This window comes from Paenibacillus amylolyticus, from assembly GCF_003719335.1.
In the GTDB taxonomy this organism is placed as follows: Bacteria; Bacillota; Bacilli; order Paenibacillales; family Paenibacillaceae; genus Paenibacillus; species Paenibacillus amylolyticus_D.
In genome coordinates, this window is the sequence record NZ_RIAS01000013.1 from 1 (window position 1) to 16986 (window position 16986).

Here is a 16986-nt window from a genome sequence, read left to right on the forward strand (position 1 = left end):
GATCTCGGTGTTACGGGAGCAACGGGTACAGCCGGAGAGACAGGCGCCACCGGTGCAAGCATTACGGGTGCAACCGGAGCTACAGGGGCAACGGGAGCAACGGGTGAAACTGGTGCAACGGGCACAGCCGGAGTGACGGGAGCCACCGGTGTAAGCATTACGGGCGCAACCGGAGCTACAGGCATAAGTGTAACGGGTGCAACGGGAGATACCGGAGCGACAGGAGCCACAGGTACGTCTGTAACAGCAACTTCAGCTTTTGCTGAAAATACGAGTGGTACGATCCTTGTTCTTTTGGGTGGTACATTAATCCCACTGACAAACAATCAAAACATCGGAACAGGTATTACGGTCAATGGCTCTAGCGATACGTTTACTTTGGCTAACACAGGAAGATACTTTATTTCTTACAAAATCAGTTTAACAGCTGCAGCTCTAGTACAATCCCGGGTATTGCTCAATGGTGCATCGATTCCAGCCAGTGTTGTCTCGCCTGCGCTTTCCTTGAGTCAACTGCAAACAGAATTCATCGTCTCGGTTACTGCTGGTTCGACAATCCAACTTCAGCTTTTCGGCCTTGTGGCCACGGCTGTACTTGCACCACCAGGTGCAACATTAACGATTATTCAATTAAGTTAACTATCCTTAATCTCACAGAACGCAAAAAAGACGGGAGCATTATGTTCCCGTCTTTTTTTGTAACATTTAATGAGTTCTTCGTATTAACCGAGTACAATTTCAACAGCTGTATTCAGTTCAGGAAGAGACGTAAGTTGAACCAGCACATCTTTTGGTACTTCTTTATCAACGGTCAGGATCATGATCGCAGCACCACCAATAATTTTACGTCCAACTTGCATGGATGCGATGTTCACATCATTTTGACCAAGCAAAGTACCTACACGTCCGATGATACCCGGTTTATCGTTGTGCGAGATCAAAATTTGATGGCTTTCCGGTGCGATATCTACAGGGAATTTATCAAGACGAACAATCCGTTCGCCGTATCCTGCAAGAAGCGTACCTGCCACGCGGCGTTCTTCAGCATCTTGAGTTGTCACGAGTGTTACGGTAATTAGGTTTGTAAATCCTTTTGTCGCAGAGGTTTGGCTCACAACAACATTCAGGTCACGAATTTTGGCCAAGTGCATGGAGTTGACAATGTTAGCTTCTCCGCCCAGATGTCTTGCCAGAATGCCTTTCACAATATAACGAGTGAGCGGTGATGTATCCACTTCGGACAGGTCGCCAGCATAGTCAATACGAATCTCTTGGACTGCATTTTGAGTGATTTGTGCTGCGAAACTTCCTAGCGTTTCACCCAATTTAAAGTATGGTTGCAGTTTGTTCATAACGGTTGGTGCGACAGCTGGCATATTAACCGCATTTTTAAATGGTTCATTGCGAAGAATGTGAAGAACTTGTTCAGATACGTCAATCGCAACGTTCTCTTGAGCCTCTACCGTTGATGCGCCCAAGTGAGGTGTAACGATAATGCTTGGATGATTCAGGAATGGATGATCTGCTGCAGGTGGTTCACTTTCAAATACGTCGAATGCTGCTCCAGCAACAATTCCTTCATCAATCGCCTCTACAAGCGCCATTTCGTCAACTACACCGCCGCGTGCGCAGTTAATAATACGCATGCCTTTTTTCATGACTTCAAATTGCGGACGGGAAATCATATGACGTGTTTCTGGTGTGAGTGGAGTGTGTACAGTCATAAAGTCCGCATTACGGATAATATCATCAACACTTGCCAGCTTGACTTGCAGTTTCTCGGCACGCTCCTCTGTAAGGAACGGGTCATAGGCGAGAATGTCCATTCCGAAAGCTTTGGCACGTTTGGCTACTTCGCTGCCGATTCTTCCCATACCGAGTACACCGAGTGTTTTATTTCTTAATTCCACACCGAGGAACGTTTTACGGTCCCATGTACCCTGAATCGTTTTAGCATACGCTTGAGGAATGTGTCGTGCCAGTGCCATCATCATGGCAAAAGTGTGCTCACAAGTCGTAATGGTATTACCGTCAGGTGCATTAATAACAATGATACCGCGTTGTGTAGCAGGTTCCAGTTCAATATTATCTACGCCAACTCCTGCGCGTCCAATCACTTTAAGATTGGTTCCAGCTGTCATAATACGTTCAGTAACACGAGTCTGGCTACGAACGAGCAGAGCATCATAATCCCCGATAATGGCAACAAGCTCATCTTCACTAAGTCCGGTTTTCTTCTCGACAACGACATCACTTGCATCCACCAGTTGCTGAATTCCCAGATCACTGATTGGATCCGACACTAACACTTTGTACATGGTTTCTTCCTCCTTAGGTTTGTATATCTATAATCGTCAAGGGTTGTTCTCCGGCAGGAGACGTTCCTTAAAACCAAAGTGATTCTTCCCTCCAACAACGCGGTGTCGTAGCAGAGGGGTAGGGTAAACTTACAGGGTGATTCCACAGGATTCTTTTATCAAAAACAATCAAAAAAACTCTCAATCCGCATACTGCTTGCGCAATAAGGGACGAGAGTTGTCGTGGTACCACCCTAATTCACCGCCGTTTCGCAACGACAGTCTTAGCGGTCAATGAAGACCGAAGAGGATAACGGGTCTAAACCGATTGCACCTACTCCAATTTCAATGCAATAACTCAGGAGCGCTCAAGATCATCTGCTCGCCACCGATTCTCACCAACCATCGGCTCTCTGAAAGACAAAGCAACGTCTTTTTTCCATCATCGTGTTTGACGTAACTAATTTTTTCATAATGTATCATGGCTTACATGAGCATGTCAATAGGCTTAAATGTTTTAATTCTTAACGTTGCAGGCTGTGATTTCCGGACCTTAAGAGAGTATCTTCTGTCTATTTAGAATAAATTTTAATGAGATTTAAATGTTTAAACATACTGTTTCGTGAAAGGAATTTCACTGCATTAATGAAGTAACGTTTTGAGGTAATCAACCGGGACTTGGGACAGGTCTTGAACCGGATTGGTTTTTTGGCTATCATTTAGTATACTATCGGATTGGTCAATGAAATTGTTATCAAATAACTCAAGAGGACAGACGCATGCAATGAAAAAAAAGAAATTTCCGAAGTTTAAAATTCAGAAGGCAGATCCGCAGCAATTAACTGAACGTTTACTCTTAATCAACCTGTACTTTACACAAGGGCTTACTTTGATTGTAGGGATCGTATGGATTTTGCTGCAGAAAAGGGATCTATTTGAAGTCCTGGCCTTACCTGATCATCTTCAGTTTTTATGGTGGGGTCTTGGTCTCGCTGCTATTATGCTTGTCATGGACTTGGTTCTTTCCTATGTCATACCTCAGGAAAGTATGGATGATGGGGGTATTAACGAACTGTTGTTTCGCGGGCGTCCAATCTGGCATATTGTATGTATAGCAGCCTTGGTGGCTGTATGTGAGGAGTTGCTGTTCCGCGGCGCAATTCAACACGCAATTGGTCCGTATTGGACAAGTATTTTATTTGCTGTTATTCATATTCGTTATCTTCGTCACTGGATTCCTACAGGATGGGTGTTTGTGTCAAGTTATGGATTGGGCTTTATTTATTTGCAGTCGGGCACATTATGGGCACCGATTCTGTGTCATTTTATTATTGACCTAGTATCCGGATTAGCGATACGTTTTCGGAGGGGATCATGAGTCAGCCATTAAGCAGGATGAAAACATATGGCAGCCAACGTCAGCGTCACTCGGACAATAAAGAGAAAACCGGGCGGAACTCGACTTCACAGACAAGTTTCGTTGCTGAAACGGCGGTTGCTGCCGAAACAGTGGGAGTACCACCAATTACTTCAATTTCGTTGCCGAGATCACAACGTGGGTCGAGTGCATCCGCACTGGAGAGTCCGGTATTACCGCAACGAGCACCTAGTCGCTCCAAGAAAACGGCAAACCAGAAGGAAAGTTCAGTTTCCGAAGCGAGCTCTTTGCCCACTCGAACTGAGCTACACCCTTCACGCCGTTTGAGATTAAGCAAAAGATTTGTCAATTCACTGATTTTTATTTTTATTATGTTAACCGTTGGTTTGGTGTGGTGGGGAATTAAGGGAGCCCCTCCTTTAAACACATTCCTCCCATTACCGTGGTAACGCTAGTTAGTTTAGCCTTTCTCATGTTGGTGGTAGTGGTATGGCTTCTCTTTCATATGTGGAGAGAAGCTCATACAACTGTGATTACAAAGAATGAAGTGGAACTTGCCTATCTGCCAGCCTCGTTCGACGGAGCCACAATTATTTTTTTATCAGACACTCACTCAAGATTGTTGAAAACAAAAGAAGTTGAGCAGTTGAAGGGTAGAGCCGATTGGGTCCTCATCGGGGGCGATATAGCTGAAGAGGGAATATCCTGGTCGATTGTCAGACAAAATATGAAGCTTTTATCAAGGTTGGCTCCTTCCTATGCTGTATATGGAAATCATGACAAAAAAGCAGACGGGGCTCATTTATCGAGACTTCTGGATGATTCGAGTGTGCAGCTCCTTCAAGATCAGGCTGTATATTTGCAAAAAGGAACGGAACATGTCCGGTTGGTCGGATTAGATTATCGTTCAAAACAGGCAACGAAATTGTTGCACGATACGAAGGATAATTGCTCCACAATCGTATTGGTTCACGATCCTTTGGAAGTATTACGGTTAGACCTAGATGTAGATCTGGTACTGAGTGGCCATACCCATGGAGGACAAATCGTTTTTCCTGTATTAGGGCCAGTATTGCTGAGTAAGGCTTATCGGGCTGTAAAAAGCGGCTGGTTTTCATTAAAACGTAGCGATGAAGATACCCGTTCAGGAAAGTTGCTTGTAAGCCGGGGGTTTGGTACAAACCACCTTCCCCTCAGGTTAGGTTGTCCCGCAGAGATACATCTCATCACTTTACGTGTTCCTATAACAAACAGCCCTGATCAATAAGATCGGGGCTGTTTGTCGACCATTACATATTTCTCGCAATGCAGCAGCCTTAGGAATGGGAGTTATTAACGGGATTGTAACTCGATCGCACGCGGATCAACAAAGGAATAACCTTTCTTCTCAAGCGATGTTAATAACTCGTCCAGAGCATCGACCGTCCAGGGTAATTCATGCATCAGAATATTACTTCCAGGGTGAAGCTGATCTAGGACATTCTGGATCACTTTTTCTGGTCTGTTTTTAGTGCTCTTATCCCAATCGAGTGATCCGTTTGACCATGTCATATACAACATTCCCTCTTCTTTGACGGCATCTTTCAGTGCATCATTACCTGAGCCAAAAGGGGGCCTGAAAAACTGAGGTTTTTCACCGATGATGTCTTTCACAATCTGTTGAACGTCAGTGACCTGTTTCTTGGCTTTTGAACTTGACATTTTCTGCAAATCTTCATGATCCCAAGCGTGGTTACCGATGATCTGCTCTCGATCATGAATCATTTTCAACAACTTCGGTTGACGTTTGACGCGGTTTCCATTAACAAAGAATATGGCTTTTGCATGATGTTTATCCAGTGTATCTATAAGTGAGGTAATCATGTCTTTGTCTTTTGGCCCATCGTCAAAGGTTAACAAGACCACTTTAGCAGGCGAAGACTCATCATTGGGTTGAATAACATAACTGGAATTCATATGATATTTCTTCTTAATAGACACTTCGCTTGAATTTGTGTCCTTGGATGGGATTTCTGGCTTATTGCCAGTTTTATTTGTGTTTGTTTCAGGATGAATTACTGAATCTGTCTCCGTATTTTCAATCTGGGGTCCGGTACTCGGGCTTGCTTCATCTTTGCTCTTAACAAAAATGACAGCATTATCTTCTTTCATGTCCTCGGGATCAGGAGCAGATTGATTTTGTGCACTGCATGCTGATAGCAACATGCTGGTGAACAGTAACAGCGAGGTGGCGTGTTTCAACATTTTCTCAGCTCACTTTCCTGTATTTATGCGGAATGAGATTGTCTTTTACAGCAAACACTACTTTTGATTTTAACACTTAAAGGAGGTTGGTGTAATGAAGGCGTCATCCTTTTTCTGGGGTATAGTCGTTGGTGTTGCAGCCAGTTCTTGGTTAGCTAAAGGCAGAATGCCCATGTTGTCTTCAGGATCATCTCGAAACATGGTGGATCAGGCCAAACATAAAATGATGGAAATGACTTTCCCAGGCATGGACAGCTTCAGCAACAAACCGGATCATCATGGTGAACCGCACAAGGCGGCATCAAAAACCAGCAGAATGATCTCACCAAAAGAAAAAGAAGAAAACATGAATATGCTTAAAGATTTTATTCGGACCAACCCGGATGTTAAACATGAGGTAGAGCAAATTTTAAGTCAAACAAATACAACAGTACCGGGTTTGTAACCCACAGCATCCAGTAAGAATCATCCACAGTCTTGATTTGATGTGGATTGATTCTTTTTTTTGTTGATTTTACTGCGTGCATTTATAGGTATAAAATGATAACATAACTACATAGATTTATTTTCAGCACATATTGTTTTGTGCTTCATAATCTGTTATAAGACTTGCTTATAAAGGGGAGATCCTGTATGAAAATAGAACGACTAAGTCATGATAAGATACGGATTTTCCTGACCTTTGACGATCTGAGCGAGCGCGGAATACAAAAAGAAGATATGTGGCAGGAATTACCGAAGGTACATGAACTGTTCACTGAAATGATGGACCAGGCTTATTCTGAACTTGGCTTTGATGCTACAGGTCCGCTGGCTGTTGAAGTATTCGCACTTCCCGCTCAAGGGATGGTTGTCATCGTTACTCGTGGAAAATATGATCCGCAACAATATGGTTCAGGTCATGAAGATGATCTTCCTGAAGAAGTATATGAAATGGAAGTTACACTGGAGCAAAGTGACTCCATCGTATACGCTTTTAAGGATTTTGAGGTGCTGATTGAAGCTGCCCATATGTTACGTCAACATGTTACGGATGCGGGGAAACTGTATTCTTATAAAGATAAATGGTTCTTACATTTTGAACCGGATGATGTGGACACCACCAAACACGCCGCATTAATTGCTTTGCTGGCTGAATTTGGAGAAGGTTCTTCAGTCACTCCGGCTGTTATGGAAGAGTATGGAAAGGTCGTTATTCCTGAACAAGCGATTGATGTCATCTGCACACACTTCAAACGTCAGGATTAAACATCGTTATCATCGCGTCACTATTCAGGGGAGGGAATTTCGGTGCTTTTGTTTTCGCTTCTAGCTGCAGCAGTTGCTCCGGGTCTCGCCTTGTTAACATACTTTTATCTTAAAGACCGGTATGATTATGAACCACTTCACATGATTCTGAGAGTATTTCTCATGGGTATTCTGATCGTTCTGCCCGTGATGATTGTTCAGCGAGGCATGATGCTGTGGCTTGGAGATAGTCCCCTGCTCGAATCCATCTTAATCTCGGGCGGGGTTGAGGAGTTTGCCAAATGGTTTGTGATCTACCACATTATCTATAATCACACCGAATTTGACGAGCCGTATGACGGGATTTTATATTCCGTTGCTGTATCGTTGGGCTTCGCTACAGTGGAAAATGTGCTGTACGCATTTGCAGGCAATGCCTCCGTGTCAGGTATGTTCCTAAGGGCCCTTCTGCCCGTATCGGGTCATGCAATGTTTGCCGTTATTATGGGATATTACATGGGCAAGGCCAAATTCATTGATGATACGAAGAAGAAACGATGGTATCTCAGTCTGTCTCTGATTCTTCCATTTTTCTGGCATGCATTGTACGATGTTATCATGAATATGATGGTGAATCATTGGTTGTGGTTCATCGCGCCTCTGATGGCGGGTCTGTGGTATGGAGCAATAGGCAAGATTACACGGGCTAACAACCGTTCTCCGTTTCGTTTCGTGAAACGAGAGGGATGAGATTAAATTATTAAAAATACGGACACACTGGTGGACATAAAGCGTTTAAAGCGCAGACCCCGGTGTGTCTTTTTGTGTTCTAGAAAACAGGGGTACGACGATATGAAACGGGGATATCAAATGACAAGAATCAAAATAAAAATTAGATGCAAGCAATGTGGCGAACGTTTTACGTTAAGAGGCAAGAAAGAACGGGGGCGTATTGATACGGGGTTTAAACAATGCCTTTGCGATAACAAGGATCAATTTGACATTGAGGAAGAGGGCATGGCTACGAACTATATATTGCACTAATCGGACTTTATGCTCCATTAAAATGATCTCTTGAAGCCTCACAAAAAAAGACTGAGGTACATCCGTTAAAGGCAAATTTCGTTCCAGCTGGAAATCGCATGCATAAGAGGACTTTCTTCGATCCACAATAAAGGCAGTGGTCAAGGCGTGTCTTGAAATCCACTGAAGTGCATCTTTTACCACCTTTTCGCCCCTGCTGCGTCACTTTCCCTTGACGTGCCCCGGCACGCCTGCGGTAAACTTCCTGGCTTGGAGAAAATTCGGCAAAATCTGCTTCCTTCAATGTTTTCAGACACACCCTAGAAGAAAGGAGAATCTACCGTGTATAAACGATTAAGTTCAGTCATGTTTCCGATATTTGCAGTTCTCCTGATCGGCGCGCTTGTGTGGGGTTATCAGGAGAACCAGGAGAAGAATGCGATACTGATCAAGGCAGAAAATCAATATCAGCGTGCATTTCACGACCTCTCATTCCATATGGACAAATTACATTCGGAGATTGGTAACACGCTTGCTGTACATTCAAGCTCACAGGGTATGCATCGCAAAGGGTTGATGAATGTGTGGAGGCTTACTAGCGAAGCTCAGAATGAAATTAATCAACTGCCGCTAGGCATGCTTCCCTTCAATGAGACGGAGGAGTTCCTCTCACGTATCTCAAAATTTGCGTATCAGGCATCCATGCGTGACCTGACAAATGAGCCGCTCAGTAAGAAGGAAATGGGTAATCTAAAGACACTGTATCAAAATTCTTCGGAGATTAAAAATAGTCTGAAGGAAGTGCAACAGAAAGTGTTAGCTGATCGTTTGCGCTGGATGGACGCTGAGACCGTTATGGCAACTCAGGAGCAGAAAAATGATAATTCCATCGTGGACGGCTTCCGGACCGTAAATAAAAAGGTAAAAGACTACCCCGAACTGGATTGGGGCCCTTCCGTTTCCAATATGTTCACCAAACGCTCTGTGAAGAAGCTTAGTGGAATGCCTGTTTCCAAAGAGCAAATTCAGGAGAAGGCCGCCCAATTCTCAAATGTGGAAAGTGGTAAGATTCAGGTTCAGGAGAACGGTAAAGGGACGGACTGGGAATCATATACCGCCACCACCCAGCATGCCAGAAACGGGAAGTTGATGATGGACTTTACGCGCAATGGCGGAAAGCTTATCTCGTACAGCGACACCAGGACAGTGGGAGCAAAAAAAGTGTCGCGTCAAGAGGCTATGGAACAAGCGGATCAGTTCCTAGTCAATAAAGGATATAAGGATATGAAAGCTGTCAACTACGATGAATTCGGTAATTTGGCGAACATCACGTATGTGCACAAGCAAGGAGATACATTAATTTATCCAGAAAAGATGTCTGTACGTGTAGGTCTGGATACGGGGGAAGTTACCGGCTTTCAGGCAAGCGACTATGTGTATGAGCATAACGACAAACGTCAGATCCCAAAAGCAAAACTGACGGCTGAGCAGGCACGTAAAAAATTGAATTCAGATTTCAAAGAAAATTATGTGCGCAAATCGTTGATTGAGAATGACTACAGCAAAGAAGTGCTCTGTTATGAATTCGGGGGACGGATCAACGGTTCGCGTTACCGGATCTACATTAATGCCAATACAGGAATGGAAGAAGCGGTTGAGGAGATTAAGCCGGTGAATGCAACTTCCTAGAATCGTATTAGCAGAATGCGTATTGTCGAAAGTAATGATGCGAAAGCAGACCATAGCAATGGTCTGTTTTTTCTTGTTCCATGTGAGAAAGGTCATGGTATAATAGTCCTTGCAAATACAAAGATAAATACATAAGTGGCGGTGAACCGATTGTTTCCTAAAATAAACGAAGTGTTATATATCCAGATCGCATCGGCTGACGAAAAAGAGGAACATAAAGAATATAAATCGCGTATCGCAGATACCGATGATGACAGTTTTTTAATTGAAGTTCCGATGCAACAGGGGAACAGTCGTTTGAAAAGACTCTTTTTCGGAGAAGAATTGTCCATATCGTATATGAACGAGAGTGGAGTCCGCCATTATTTTAATACTTACGTGACAGGGTTTGAGGAAGATGTCGTTCGTCTGGTTCGCATTCGAAAACCGCTTCCTGATGAGATTTCCAAAATTCAGCGCCGTAGCTTTCTTCGCGTTCACGCCAGTCTTGAATTGGCGGTTCAATGTGATGACCTTACAAGGGCAGTCGTGCTGACTGAGGACATCGGAGGCGGAGGATTATCTATATACATCGAGCCTGATGTCAAAGTGCAGGAAGAACAAAAGCTGAAATGCTGGCTATTGGTTCCTTATCGCAATGGGTCAATTGACCATGTTCAATTCGAAGCCGAGGTAGTGCGCATTAAAAAGCTGGAATCGGGCCGTGAGCTCGGTATGCTGAAATTTTCACAGATTACGGATTCAGAACGTCAGAAGGTCATCAAATTTTGCTTTGAGCGGCAACTGGATTATCGGATGAAATAGACGTGTACAGGCATAAACCTGTTCAGTGCTGGGCAACGTAAGGCAAAAACGGAGAATGTTGCTATGAAGAAACGATCGGATGCGCGCAACGTTGAACACATTTATTGTAGGATATCAAAACGCTTGGAACGAAGTGCGCTGCTGTTCATTGGCGTTCTCCTGATCCTCGTTATCCTTTGCCAGTTGTTACTGCTTATCCCTGATTTGAAGAAAATAATGACAACGATTGACCGGCTGGAAGGTACCCCGATTCATATGCAGCGTAACAGCAAAGACCGGATTGGCTGATTTGTCTGTTTTTGCATCCATGTGTAGAGTGTGGTATAATTTTCACGATGCAGGCAATGCCTGTTTTTTTATTGAGGTTTATCGTTTGAGGAGGAATGCCCCGTTGGCTAGCCAGAACACATCAGAAGACGGGAAGATGAACGTTGCAATTGACGGACCTGCTGGTGCCGGAAAAAGCACGGTGGCCCGCTTGGTTGCAGAGGAACTCGGATACATTTATGTCGATACAGGCGCAATGTACCGTGCAGTATCCTTGCATATGATTCGGAAAGATATATCTCCGGAAGATATGACTCAGGTACTTCAAGAAGCTCAAGATTTGGTTATTGATTTACAACCGGATCGGGGTGGACAGAAAGTGTTCTGTAATGGCGAGGATGTTACCTCGGAAATCCGCTCCCGTGAAGTAACGGGAATCGTGTCTCGATATGCGCAAATCGAGGGGCTGCGTACACAATTAGTGGATACTCAGCGGCAAATGGCTTTGCGCAAGGGCGTCGTCATGGATGGGCGCGATATCGGAACCACTGTATTGCCCGATGCGGAAGTGAAAATTTTTATGACTGCCAGTGTGCAGGAGCGCGCACTTCGCCGCTTCAAAGAACTGGAACCATCCGATGGGCTGACGTTGGAGCAACTGGAGCGAGACATTGCCACCCGTGATAAACTGGATGAGAACCGGGAAGTTTCCCCGCTTCGTTGTGCAGAGGACGCGATTGTCCTGGATACAACGAAGATGAATATCCATGAAGTGGTTGACAAAATCGTATCTTATTGCACAATGGTCAGAGGAGAGAGCGGTTTATGATTTACACCTTTTGCAAGACTGTACTGCGGATCATGTATACCATTCTTTTTCGCCTGGAGGCAGTTGGACGGGAAAATATCCCGGAAGACGGCGGTGTACTTTTATGCTCCAATCATATCAGTAACTTTGATCCGCCAACCGTTGGCATCAAAATTCGCCGTCAAGTGAGATTTATGGCTAAAAGCGAACTGTTTGATGTTCCGGTATTTGGCCGAATCATTAAAGCTGTCGGTGCCTTCCCCGTAAAGCGAGGAGGCGTCAGCAAAGAATCCATCAAAACCTCACTCAATATTTTGCGTGGTGGTGAAGTGCTTGGCATTTTCCCGTCGGGAAGCCGTCACAATGATGGTGGAATTGGTAAAAAAGGAGCAGCGAGTTTTGCTCTCCGCAGCGGTGCTACTGTAATCCCTACTGCTATTATCGGCAACTACAAGCTTTTTCATAAGATGAAAGTGGTATATGGCGCACCGGTCAATTTGGACGAGTTCAAGGAAGACACTTCCGGAGATGCTTTGGAAAGAGCTACCGAGAAAATCATGTCCAAAATTAACGAAATGGTGAAAACAGGCGAGCCTAGTAAATAAGGCAGGTCTACTGTGAGTGCATGTTTCCATATTTTTGAGGAATGCTATGTGAAGCGCATTTGCATGAAAGTGTTTTGAACTCTGCCAAGGCAGGTTTGAATATAATGGGGTTTTTGAATTGAGGAGGGTATTTGACATGTCGGAAGAAATGAAAAATCAAGAAGCAACCCAAGATGAGTTGGATCAATTCGTTTCCTTGAAAAAAGGAGATACTGTAAAAGGAACCATCGTCAAATTGGAAGATAACCAAGCTTATGTAAGCATTGGATATAAATATGACGGTGTTATTCCAATTCGTGAACTGTCTTCGCTTCACGTAGACAGCGCGTCTGAAGCAGTAGAAGTTGGACAAGAAGTTGAAGCTAAAGTTCTTAGCATCGACGACGAGAAAGAAAAACTCGTTCTGTCCAAACGTGCGATCGACAGTGAGAACGCTTGGGAGCAACTGCAAAAGCACTTTGAAGACCAAGACGTGTTCGAAGTTGTTGTAGGTGATGTGGTTAAAGGCGGTTTGGTTGCAGACGTGGGCGTTCGTGGATTTATCCCGGCTTCCATGGTTGAGCGTCATTTCGTTGAAGACTTTAGCGACTACAAAGGCCGCACACTGCGCGTTAAAGTGAAAGAGATCGATCGTGAGAACAACAAAGTGATCCTTTCCCAAAAAGACGTTCTGGAGCAAGAATTCGAAGCAAACAAAGCTCAAGTAATGGCTGGTTTGCAAGAAGGTCAAGTCATTGAAGGTACAGTTCAACGTTTGACTCAATTCGGTGCTTTCGTTGATGTAGGCGGAGTTGACGGTTTGGTACACGTATCCGAGCTGGCTTGGACTCACGTTGACAAACCATCCGATGTATTGTCCGAAGGGGACAAAGTAAATGTTAAAGTGCTGAAAGTTGATCCTGAAAAAGGTAAAATCAGCCTGAGCATGAAAGCTGTTCAACCAGGTCCTTGGGAAACAGCTGGCGACAAATTCAACACAAGTGATATCGTAACAGGTGTTGTAAAACGTCTGGTTGATTTCGGTGCATTTGTTGAAATCGCTCCTGGTGTTGAGGGTCTTGTGCATATTTCACAAATCTCCCACAAACACATTGGCACTCCACATGAAGTGCTGAAAGAAGGTCAAGAAGTTCAAGTGAAAATCTTGGACATGAACCCTGCTGAACAACGTGTAAGCTTGAGCATCAAAGAAACAGAAGAAGCTCCTGCTCAACCACAAAAATCAGAGCGTCCAGCAAGAAACAACGCTCCACGTGAAGAAATCAACAATCCGAACGTTTCCTTGAACAATCAAGGGATGAGCACTACGCTCGGCGAACTGTTTGGTGACAAACTCAGCAAATTCAAATAAGTTATAAATGCATGGTTCTTAGTTATATACTGCATATTTTGCTGAACAATAAAAGCAAGATCGGCGAGCCCCAGCGGGTTCGCCGATTGTTGTTATTGGAAGAATAACGTTTCAATTCGTTACGAAACGTTAGCCAAGCCATAGCTTTTTTGCTATGATGAGTAACGTAAGTATGGACAGGAGGAGTGGAATGTATGGCAAGACCAGTTGTGGCAATTGTCGGCCGACCAAACGTGGGTAAATCCACCATTTTCAATCGGATTATCGGCGACAGACTGGCCATTGTGGAAGATAAGCCGGGCATTACCCGTGACCGAATTTACGGAATCGGTGAATGGAACGGAAAAGCATTCAGTATTATTGATACAGGTGGTATCGAAATTGACGGCGAGGACGTCATTATGAAATCCATTCGCATGCAGGCGGAGCTTGCGATTGAAGAAGCAGATGTTATTGTGTTTATGTGTGATGCCAAGGCAGGCATTACGCAATCCGACGAAGAAGTTGCTGAGATGCTTTATCGCTCAGGCAAACCGATCGTTGTAGCTGTAAACAAAGTGGATAACATTGGGCGTAGTGAGCTGATTTATGAGTTTTATGGCTTCGGTTTTGGTGATCCGATCGGGGTATCCGGCAGTCACGGTACGGGAATTGGTGACTTGCTTGATGCGATTGTGGAGAAATTGCCTGAACTTGAGGAAGAGACATACGATGAGGATGTAATTCGTGTAGCTCTGATCGGCCGACCTAATGTGGGTAAATCTTCACTTGTGAACGCTATCCTCGGTGAGGAACGTGTTATCGTCAGTGACGTAGCCGGTACAACTCGTGATGCAATTGACACTCCTTTTGAAAAAGACGGGCAACGTTACGTGCTGATTGATACGGCGGGTATGCGGAAGCGCGGTAAAGTATATGAAACGACGGAGAAATACAGCGTAATGCGTGCGATGCGTGCCATTGAGCGTGCCGACGTTGTTCTGATTGTTATTAACGGTCAAGAAGGCATTATTGAACAGGACAAGCACATTGCCGGTTATGCGTATGAAGCGGGTAAAGCTTCCTTGTTCGTGGTAAACAAATGGGATGTTGTGGAGAAAACGGACAAAACAATGAAGGAATTTGAGACGAAAATTCGGGATCATTTCCTCTTTATGACCTATGCTCCGGTTGTCTTTTTGTCGGCACTGACAAAACAACGCTTACAAAAATTGCTGCCAGTGGTACAGCGTGTAGCAGAACAGCATTCTTTGCGTGTTCAGACACATCTGCTTAATGATGTGGTATCGGATGCTGTAGCAATTAATCCACCGCCAACGGATAAAGGGCGGAGAATGAGAATTAACTATGTGACTCAGGTTGCGGTCAAACCGCCGACTATGGTTATTTTTGTCAACGACCCAGAATTGATGCACTTCTCGTATGAGCGTTACCTGGAGAATAAAATCCGTGCAGCGTTTGATTTCGAAGGTACACCAATTCGCATATTTACTCGGAGGAAGTCCGACGAAGGTTAGGGGAGAAGTTTGTGATTTTATCCATCGCAGCTATTGTACTGAGCTACCTGCTTGGTTCGATCAGTTTTAGTGTTCTTCTTGCAAAAGCAATACGGGGGATTGATATACGTCAACACGGGAGCGGTAATGCCGGGGCAACGAATACGCTGCGTATTCTGGGTAAAGGGCCGGCTGTTGCAGTTCTGTTACTGGATGTAATCAAAGGTATTGCTGCGGTATGGATTGGCATATGGTTAAGTGACGGGTCTCCATGGATTGCTGCATTCAGTGGTATTGCTGCCATTGCAGGTCATAATTGGCCACTTTATTTCAATTTTCGCGGAGGCAAAGGGATTGCTACTGCGATTGGAGTATTGGTAAGCTTGGCTTTCCTGCCTGCGCTTTATGCCGGGATCATCGCCATTCTGTCCATCGTTCTGACACGTTATGTTTCACTCGGTTCTTTAATTTTTGTAGCACTGACTCCTGTTTTCATCTTGATCCTGCCTGGGTATTCAATGAGTATCTTCTGGGGCAGTCTGATTATTTGTCTGTTTGCATTCTGGAGACATCGTACGAACATTGCGAAACTCGCCAAAGGACAGGAAAATAAATTGGGATCAAAGAACCCTGGAGGGGGGAAACGCGTTGTCTAAAAAAGTTGCCGTACTGGTTGCAGGCAGTTGGGGAACTGCCTTGGCCAGTGTACTCGCCGCAAACGAACTGGATGTGGTGATGTGGACACGTAGTGAAGAACAGGCGGCGGAGATCAATACACAGCACACGAATGCACGTTATCTTCCGGGTGCAGAGCTGTCTTCTCGCATTCGCGCAACCAGTGATATGGAAGCTGCGGTTGCAGGTGCGGCGGCTGTGTTAATTGTGGCGCCTTCGTCTGCGATGCGTGCGGTTACACATCAGTTTAAACCTTTCTATACACCCGATATGCTGATTATTCATGCAACGAAGGGCTTTGAGACGGAAAGTCTGAAACGGATGTCTACGGTGATCTCCGAAGAGCTTGAATGTGAAGAAGGGCACATCGTAGTATTGTCTGGTCCAAGTCATGCTGAAGAAGTGGTGAAGCGCTGTCCAACCACCGTGGTTGTGGCTTCATTGGATAAATCATCTGCGGAGGCTGTTCAGGGATTGTTTATGAATGCCTATTTTCGTGTGTACACAAACCGGGATATGCTTGGAGTTGAACTAGCGGGGGCTTTCAAAAATATTATCGCGCTCGGGGCAGGTATGTCTGATGGTCTGCAGTTTGGAGATAATGCCAAGGCAGCGTTGTTAACCCGTGGACTTGCCGAGATTACTCGAATCGGTGTTGAGATGGGAGCTAATCCATTAACGTTTTCTGGACTCGCGGGAATCGGCGATCTGGTTGTAACAGCTACAAGTCAGCACAGTCGGAACTGGAGAGCGGGATCTATGCTGGGACAGGGACAGAAGCTGGATGATGTGCTTCAATCCATGGGCATGGTAGTCGAAGGCATTCGAACTACCAAGGCAGCCTATTTTATATCCCAGAAGTATGGTGTTCAGATGCCAATTGCGGATCAATTGTATCATGTTTTATTTCAGAATCGGCAGCCGCGTGATGCCGTTGAAGCATTGATGGGGCGTGATCCGAAAACGGAGATGGAAGTGATGAAGCTGGAAACTTGGGAGCAATGGCATTCCTGAGTTAATAGTTTAAATATCGTTATTGGCCTAGTTTAAAATGATGCTGCGTAATCACCTTTTCCCAGGCACACTCATACTATACACATGAGTATTGCCGGAGGAGGGGAG

The 16986-nt window shown here is 44.7% G+C and carries 18 protein-coding genes and 1 other annotated feature; of the genes, 16 read left to right on the forward strand and 2 right to left on the reverse strand.

Translation table 11 applies throughout. The features are described from left to right. Positions 1-639 (forward strand): BclA C-terminal domain-containing protein (locus EC604_RS29965; protein WP_430538818.1); only part of this gene is annotated, 639 nt, incomplete at its 5' end. 83 nt (positions 640-722) lie between these two features. Here EC604_RS29965 and serA read toward each other — a convergent pair. Next, positions 723-2318 (reverse strand): phosphoglycerate dehydrogenase, encoded by a 1596-nt coding sequence (gene serA / locus EC604_RS20820; protein ID WP_090917287.1) that lies wholly within the window; start codon positions 2316-2318, stop codon positions 723-725. A gap of 203 nt (positions 2319-2521) precedes the next feature. Then, positions 2522-2752, reverse strand: a binding site (T-box leader). 329 nt (positions 2753-3081) lie between these two features. Here serA and EC604_RS20825 point away from each other — a divergent pair. The 3 genes from EC604_RS20825 to EC604_RS20835 all read left to right on the forward strand — a co-directional run bounded on the left by EC604_RS20825 (position 3082) and on the right by EC604_RS20835 (position 4942). Beyond that, on the forward strand, positions 3082-3675 hold the full coding sequence (locus EC604_RS20825; protein ID WP_123065991.1) for a CPBP family intramembrane glutamic endopeptidase: 594 nt from the start codon (positions 3082-3084) through the stop codon (positions 3673-3675). Continuing rightward, positions 3672-4124, forward strand: coding sequence for a hypothetical protein (locus EC604_RS29745; RefSeq protein ID WP_151458103.1), 453 nt, complete (start codon positions 3672-3674; stop codon positions 4122-4124). Before EC604_RS20825 ends, EC604_RS29745 begins: the two co-directional genes overlap by 4 nt. An 80-nt stretch (positions 4125-4204) precedes the next feature. Further along, complete coding sequence (locus tag EC604_RS20835) at positions 4205-4942, forward strand: metallophosphoesterase (protein WP_161556999.1); 738 nt, start codon at positions 4205-4207, stop codon at positions 4940-4942. A gap of 65 nt (positions 4943-5007) precedes the next feature. Here EC604_RS20835 and EC604_RS20840 read toward each other — a convergent pair whose 3' ends face one another. Continuing rightward, positions 5008-5826, reverse strand: a complete 819-nt coding sequence (locus EC604_RS20840) for a polysaccharide deacetylase family protein (RefSeq protein WP_429350266.1) — start codon at positions 5824-5826, stop codon at positions 5008-5010. A 187-nt stretch (positions 5827-6013) separates the two neighbouring features. Between EC604_RS20840 and EC604_RS20845 the strand changes: the two genes are divergently transcribed. From EC604_RS20845 to EC604_RS20905, 12 genes are all read left to right on the forward strand, one after another. Next, on the forward strand, positions 6014-6364 hold the full coding sequence (locus EC604_RS20845; protein ID WP_123065995.1) for a hypothetical protein: 351 nt from the start codon (positions 6014-6016) through the stop codon (positions 6362-6364). A gap of 188 nt (positions 6365-6552) precedes the next feature. After that, on the forward strand, positions 6553-7167 hold the full coding sequence (locus tag EC604_RS20850; RefSeq protein WP_123065996.1) for a genetic competence negative regulator: 615 nt from the start codon (positions 6553-6555) through the stop codon (positions 7165-7167). 42 nt (positions 7168-7209) lie between these two features. Beyond that, positions 7210-7896, forward strand: coding sequence for a glutamic-type intramembrane protease PrsW (gene prsW / locus EC604_RS20855; protein ID WP_123065997.1), 687 nt, complete (start codon positions 7210-7212; stop codon positions 7894-7896). A gap of 615 nt (positions 7897-8511) precedes the next feature. Next, positions 8512-9858 (forward strand): germination protein YpeB, encoded by a 1347-nt coding sequence (ypeB, locus tag EC604_RS20865; RefSeq protein ID WP_123065999.1) that lies wholly within the window; start codon positions 8512-8514, stop codon positions 9856-9858. Between the two features lie 150 nt (positions 9859-10008). Continuing rightward, positions 10009-10662 (forward strand): flagellar brake protein, encoded by a 654-nt coding sequence (locus EC604_RS20870; RefSeq protein ID WP_123066135.1) that lies wholly within the window; start codon positions 10009-10011, stop codon positions 10660-10662. A 63-nt stretch (positions 10663-10725) separates the two neighbouring features. Then, positions 10726-10950: a hypothetical protein gene (locus tag EC604_RS20875; protein ID WP_123066000.1), complete on the forward strand. Its 225-nt coding sequence runs from the start codon at positions 10726-10728 to the stop codon at positions 10948-10950. Positions 10951-11053: 103 nt separating this feature from the next. Further along, positions 11054-11758: a (d)CMP kinase gene (gene cmk, locus EC604_RS20880; RefSeq protein WP_123066001.1), complete on the forward strand. Its 705-nt coding sequence runs from the start codon at positions 11054-11056 to the stop codon at positions 11756-11758. Beyond that, positions 11755-12342: a lysophospholipid acyltransferase family protein gene (locus EC604_RS20885; protein ID WP_123066002.1), complete on the forward strand. Its 588-nt coding sequence runs from the start codon at positions 11755-11757 to the stop codon at positions 12340-12342. The genes cmk and EC604_RS20885 overlap by 4 nt, the downstream gene beginning before the upstream one ends. A gap of 136 nt (positions 12343-12478) precedes the next feature. Next, a complete protein-coding gene (rpsA, locus tag EC604_RS20890) occupies positions 12479-13693 on the forward strand; it encodes a 30S ribosomal protein S1 (protein ID WP_123066003.1) in 1215 nt (404 codons plus the stop codon). 194 nt (positions 13694-13887) lie between these two features. Beyond that, complete coding sequence (der, locus tag EC604_RS20895) at positions 13888-15210, forward strand: ribosome biogenesis GTPase Der (RefSeq protein ID WP_090917256.1); 1323 nt, start codon at positions 13888-13890, stop codon at positions 15208-15210. 11 nt (positions 15211-15221) lie between these two features. Continuing rightward, a complete protein-coding gene (gene plsY / locus EC604_RS20900) occupies positions 15222-15845 on the forward strand; it encodes a glycerol-3-phosphate 1-O-acyltransferase PlsY (protein ID WP_123066004.1) in 624 nt (207 codons plus the stop codon). Next, a complete protein-coding gene (locus tag EC604_RS20905) occupies positions 15838-16878 on the forward strand; it encodes an NAD(P)H-dependent glycerol-3-phosphate dehydrogenase (RefSeq protein WP_123066005.1) in 1041 nt (346 codons plus the stop codon). The genes plsY and EC604_RS20905 overlap by 8 nt, the downstream gene beginning before the upstream one ends. The last annotated feature ends 108 nt before the right edge of the window (positions 16879-16986 follow it).